Origin of the sequence: Muricoccus roseus (genome assembly GCF_900141905.1) — a bacterium.
GTDB lineage: Bacteria > Pseudomonadota > Alphaproteobacteria > Acetobacterales > Acetobacteraceae > Roseomonas > Roseomonas rosea.
The window spans coordinates 1-5,055 of record NZ_FQZF01000067.1 but is presented as its reverse complement, the minus strand read 5'-3'; the positions used below and the strand labels follow the sequence as shown (position 1 = coordinate 5,055).

The following is a 5,055-nucleotide window of genomic DNA, read 5'->3' as shown; positions in this document are numbered from 1 at the left end:
GCGGCCTGTAGGCCGGTGTCGAGGAAGGCGAGCAGCATGGCGCCGCGGAACCGCTCGAAGAAGTGGCTATCGACCTCGCCATCCAGCCCGGCCTGGCCCATCACGTCGGCGCCGGGGCTGTTCAGCTCCATCTGCACGCCGCCAGGCGTGAGGGCTTGGGTCATCACCACGAACAGGCGACGCGAGCCGCGGGCCAGGCCGGAACGGACCTCGCCCACGATGCGGGTGCCACGCTCCATCAGCACGACGGTTCCGGTGGAGCCGCGCACGTCCACGGGAGTGATGCAGGAGAAGAAGCCGGCAACCGTGGAGTCTATCGGCATCTCGGGAATGCAGGGGATGCGCGTGCCCATCGGCACCGTCAGTTCAGGATTCCGCAGCACGGTTGCGCGGGCCGCGGCCATGCGGGACGGGCGCAGGCGCGAAGAGAGCGCGTCGTCGGGCTCATTGGCGCCCCCGGCCAGGCCGCCGGGGACTGTAGCAGGCGCCCCGGCCCGGGCAGCGCGGGGGCCGGCCGGCCCGTCCTGCACGAGCTGCGCGGCCTGCGGGGCGGCACGGTCCTCGTAGCTCATGATCGGGGTGGGGTTGGGGAGCTGGCGCCCGCCCCCGCCGCCGAAGGCTACGGCGCTGCCGGCGCCCGGCATCGGCATCGGCATCCCCATGGCCGCCGGGGTCGGCGGGGTGGGCAGCGCCGCGGCCGTGACGGCCGGGGCCGGGGACGGCGGGGCGGCCGGCTCGGGCATCGGCCGGTAGGGCATGGAGCGCCCGGCCTCTGCGACCGGCTGCTCGCGCTCGCGCTCCGGGGCCGGCTTGGACGAGGGCCACATCGCGACCAGGCCGCAGGCCGCGAAGATGCCGACGCCGATCAGCACCTTCTCCCGGCCGGTCAGCAGGCGCCGGCCGCCGGCCACGGGCGAGACAGGATCGTTGGAGGCGGCGGCGCCCCTGGTGGCCGTTGCGTCGCTCACTGTCTGATCTCCCGCACCACATCGGGGCTGGTGGTGCCGGTGCCGGGGTTGCGCCCGGTGGCATCGAAGGCCCGGTTGAGGATGCACAGCACCAGGCCGCCGTCCCGCAGGCGGAAGGTGCCGTTGGTCTGGTGGATGGTGATGAGGCCCGAGGTGTTGGCCGAGTAGTTCACGGCCGCCTCGCGTCCGTCCGCGAGGACGGAGAAGATGGCCGGCACGCGACGATTGCCGGGGAAGCGCAGGAAGGTGGATTGCCCGTCGTCCCACACCTCGGCCGGGGCCAGGTCACGGTCGCCCTGGCCGTCGTAGTTCCAGTTCAGGACGCCGGGCGTGGCGGCGTTCGTGCTGGCCAGCACTAGGCGCTCACGCGCCTGCCGGTCGGCCAGCTCGCGGCGGCGCGTCTCGGCCGCGGCGTTGGCCGCCTGCCGACGAGCTGCCGCCGCAGCCGCCGCGGCGGCGCGTTCCTCAGCGGGGTAGGTGAAGCGCACGAGGTAGTAGGTATCCGGGGCGTCCGCGGTCAGTGGCCCCTCTCGCGTGGACAGCTCGAAGGTATAGGCGCGCATCACCTCCTTGCCCGTGGTGGGGTCGGTGCTGCGGCCGATGATGAAGAGCGGCTGCGGGTCGAGGTCCCGCAGGGGCTTGAGCATCACGAAGTTGCCGCGGACAGCGGTGAAGAGGTTCCGATCCGTCGAGGCACCGCGGCCGGCGCCGGCCCGCTCGGAGGGAGTGACGGGGCCGCCGGCCAGGGCAATCGGGCCGTTACCGGGGCCGGCGGGCTCGGGCGTGTCCAACAGGGATTGATCCGACACTGGCAGGCCGGCGACCGTCTCACCGGGCGCGAGCTGGATGGTCAGGGTGGCGCCGGGGACGGCATAGAGCTTGACCACCTGTTGCGGGTTGTAGGCGATCACCCGCACGCGGGGATCGGCGCCGGCCGGGGCCGGGGCTTCGCCCGCCGTGGCCGGGGCACCCCAGGCCAGCGGCAGGGCGACGGAGGGGGCCAGAAGCAGCCGCAGGACGGAACGGGGGCGGTTCATCGGGCCTCTCCCAGCGTCGGCACGCCCTCACGCTCGGGCGGGCGGTATTCGGTCACGAGCACGCCCAGCGGGTTGATCGTGGTGCCGTCGGTGAAGGCGATGTTCTGGCCGGCGCGGTAGCGCAGTGTCGTGACCCAGGTGGACACGACCGGCGGGCGGCCGGCAGCGCGCTCGGTGCGGCGGAAGCGGAGCTGGTAAATCTCGTCGGCCTGCGCGGTGTCGTTCGGCAGCAGGGCGCCGCTGATCTGCTCCACGGTGACGGTCGCCCGCGTCCCCCACACGGCCTGCGGGCCGGGCGGCTTGTCGAGGTTGAACCACTCCTGAAAAGCGGTGCGAACAGCGGGCGCCGACATGCGGCTCACCACGTCATAGGCGTAGCCGGCCTCGCCGGAGGACCAGCCTTCGCGCAGGCGGACATACTGGAACAGGGTGGCGCGCACGGCGCGCTCCTGCACGCCGGCCGGCAGGGCGTCGCCGTGGACCACGGTGGCCATGCTGCCGTCCGGCTGCGGGATGGCCACCACGGGCACCACGCGCACCAGGGGAAAGAGCTGGAGGGCGGCGAGGGCCTGCATCCCGACCACGCCCAGCAGGCCGACGATGGCCCAGGTCTTTCCCATGCTGATGCGCTTGGCGCAGCGGGCGTCGCGGAGCTGGCGGGCCTGCGTCTCGGCGTAGAGGCGGTTCAGCTCGCCCCGTGGGATCACCACGGCGGCGGCCATATCGCCATCGGAGGGGCCACCCGCGGGCGAGGCGTTGGGCGGCACCGGCTGGCCGGGCGGGAGGATGGCGTTCAACGCACGACACTCCTGGCCGGGGCGACCACGGGGGCCGCGGCGGCGAGGGTGGCCGGCGGGAGCATCCGGGTCGGATTGAGCTGGAACACCTCGCCCTTGCAGGCCGGCGGTTCGGAGGCGCTGGCACAGGCGGCCAGGGCCAGCAGGGAGAGCAGCAGCGCGGGCTTCATCGGGGCTCCACGGTGACGGAGGAGGGGGCAGGAGGCGCGCACGGGATCAGCCCTTCGGCACGGTGTTGGCGGCTGTCGCCTCGGCGGCGGTGGCCGTTCGGCTCTGATAGGCTTCCTGCCGGCCCTGGGAGGCGGCGGCGGCCTTCTTGTCGGAGCGGCGCTGCATCGACGCCATGCCGCGGTCGATGGCTTCGCCCAGGGCTTGCGTGTGCGGGGCGAAGGAGCCGGCCAGGCCGCCGCCGATGGAGTAGGCCACGCCCGTCAGCGCGCCGATCAGTAGCAGGCCACACCAATACCAGGCGGCGACTTGCAGCAGCGCGCCCATCTTCTCATCCAGGCTACCGCCGGAATTGGACTGCGCGACGCGGACGTAGTTGTTGAAACCCGTCATCAGCATTTGCAGCATGACACTGACGGAGAGCTGCACGAGCGTCAGCGAGACGAGCTTGCCCACCCAGCGATCCACGAAGGGACGCGTCGCGTCGAACAGGGCAAGGCCGATCAGGAACGGCCCGAGGGCAATCACGAAGCCCATGACCACGCGGGCCACGATCCACATAAGGAAGATCACGACCAGGGCGACGAAGGAAATCACCATCAGCGCGCGGATCACCAGGCGCTCACCGAACTGCGTCCAGCCCGTCGCTTCCGCGAGCATGGTGGCGGCGATGCGCTGCGTGGCACCCCACAGCGCATCGAACTGCGCGGCCGGGGCGTAGGTGGTTCCGCCCGTGAGGGCACTTCCGACCGTGGAAGGAATGTCGGTCAGGAACAAGTCGCGGACGTAGGTGTTGAACGTGCCCGCCGATGTGAGCAAGGCGGCCACGGCCATGATCCGCAGCACGCGCCCGGCCAGCACGCTCTTGTCCATCCGGCCGGTCAGCACGAGCCAACCGGAAATGAGGATGAACAGCGTGGCAGCGGCCCGCACCTGGGGACGTGCCCAGGTGAGGCCGTTGTTAATGACGTTGTTGACGGCGGAAACTAGATTGCCATCGAAGGCTAGAGAGACGTTCTGGAAGAACTCACCGGCCACGGTCGCGTTCCTCCGGGTAGCGATCGAGCTGGTAGCAGTAGGGAAGGAACATCGAGCTTCCCGGCCCACGTTCCTGACAAGCCCGCTTTAGGGACTGAAAGCCGAACGGGTTGGTGCGCGGGTTGTAGTCCGGCTCCGGTAGGCCGCTGCTGTCCACGGGCGGCGCCTGGCGTCCCTGGCCGGCACGCGGCAGGGTGTTGGGCAGCGGGCGGCCCATGCGCGAGGCGCCCGCGGCTTCCGCGTTCTGGCACTCCCAGCTCGCGGCCAGGCGGGCGTCGCGCTGGCAGCGTCGCAAGGTCTCATCGAGGATTTGCGGATGCGCCTGGAACCAGGGCACGTCGCGGTTCTCGCGCGACCGCTGCGCGAGAACGGGCGCGGTGCCCACGGCCACCAGGGCGAGCACGAGCACCGCACCGCGCATCAGTTGTCCCCCAACGGCTGGAAGCTATCGCGGTATTGCTCCGCGCTCTGCCGGGCGGCTTCCTCCGCGCGCAGGGTGTCGCCCTGCTGCTGGGTGGCCGCCATGAGCTGCAACTGCGCGAGCTGCTGCTGCTGCGCCGACAGAAGCGCGTGCTCGGCCTGGATGCGGTTGTTCAGGGCGGCCGACGCCTGCACGTCGGGCTGCCCGTCAATCTCGCCCATCAGCTCGCGCAGGCCGGCGATGCGCTGCTCCGACTGCTGCATCCCCTGCATGGCCGCGGCCTGGACGTTGCCCAGGCGCTGCGCCCGCCGCGTCTGCTCGGTCGCGGAGAAGTCCGTTCCCGACGACGAGAAGAAGCGCATGTTGGCCACCTGATCGGCAGCGCCGGCCAAGCTCCCCACGCCCGTCATGGCGCCGCCGATCTGGCTGGCACCGTAGCCGTTCGCGACGCCGCCCAGGCGGTTTGCCAGGCCCGAGACGCTGGTGGTGTGGGCGAGCACGTTATAGGTGGCCTGGAGCTGCTGATACTGCTGCTCAAGCTGGCGCACGGTGGCCACGGCCTGCGCGACCTGCTGCACGAGCTGGGAGTTGGTAATCTGCGCCTGCGCGTTCGCGAGGGCGTCCGT

The 5,055-nt window shown here is 71.6% G+C and carries 7 protein-coding genes; all 7 read right to left on the bottom strand.

Annotated features, from left to right (window positions below):
• Positions 1–968 (bottom strand): TrbI/VirB10 family protein (locus tag BUB97_RS25170; RefSeq protein ID WP_073140647.1); only part of this gene is annotated, 968 nt, incomplete at its 3' end.
• Complete coding sequence (locus tag BUB97_RS25165) at positions 965–2,005, bottom strand: TrbG/VirB9 family P-type conjugative transfer protein (protein WP_073140645.1); 1,041 nt, start codon at positions 2,003–2,005, stop codon at positions 965–967. The genes BUB97_RS25165 and BUB97_RS25170, both read right to left, overlap by 4 nt.
• Positions 2,002–2,802 (bottom strand): VirB8/TrbF family protein, encoded by an 801-nt coding sequence (locus BUB97_RS25160; RefSeq protein WP_073140642.1) that lies wholly within the window; start codon positions 2,800–2,802, stop codon positions 2,002–2,004. The genes BUB97_RS25165 and BUB97_RS25160 overlap by 4 nt, the downstream gene beginning before the upstream one ends.
• Entirely contained in the window at positions 2,799–2,972 is a 174-nt protein-coding gene (locus tag BUB97_RS26060; protein ID WP_139281460.1) for a type IV secretion system protein VirB7, read from the bottom strand. The genes BUB97_RS25160 and BUB97_RS26060 overlap by 4 nt, the downstream gene beginning before the upstream one ends.
• A gap of 46 nt (positions 2,973–3,018) precedes the next feature.
• Positions 3,019–4,008 carry a TrbL/VirB6 family protein gene (locus BUB97_RS25155; RefSeq protein WP_073140639.1) on the bottom strand — a complete coding sequence of 330 codons (990 nt, stop codon included), beginning with the start codon at positions 4,006–4,008 and terminating at the stop codon, positions 3,019–3,021.
• Positions 3,998–4,429, bottom strand: a complete 432-nt coding sequence (locus tag BUB97_RS25150; RefSeq protein ID WP_073140636.1) for an EexN family lipoprotein — start codon at positions 4,427–4,429, stop codon at positions 3,998–4,000. Before BUB97_RS25150 ends, BUB97_RS25155 begins: the two co-directional genes overlap by 11 nt.
• The coding region (locus tag BUB97_RS25145; RefSeq protein ID WP_073140633.1) for a type IV secretion system protein at positions 4,429–5,055 on the bottom strand (627 nt) is incomplete at its 5' end. The genes BUB97_RS25145 and BUB97_RS25150, both read right to left, overlap by 1 nt.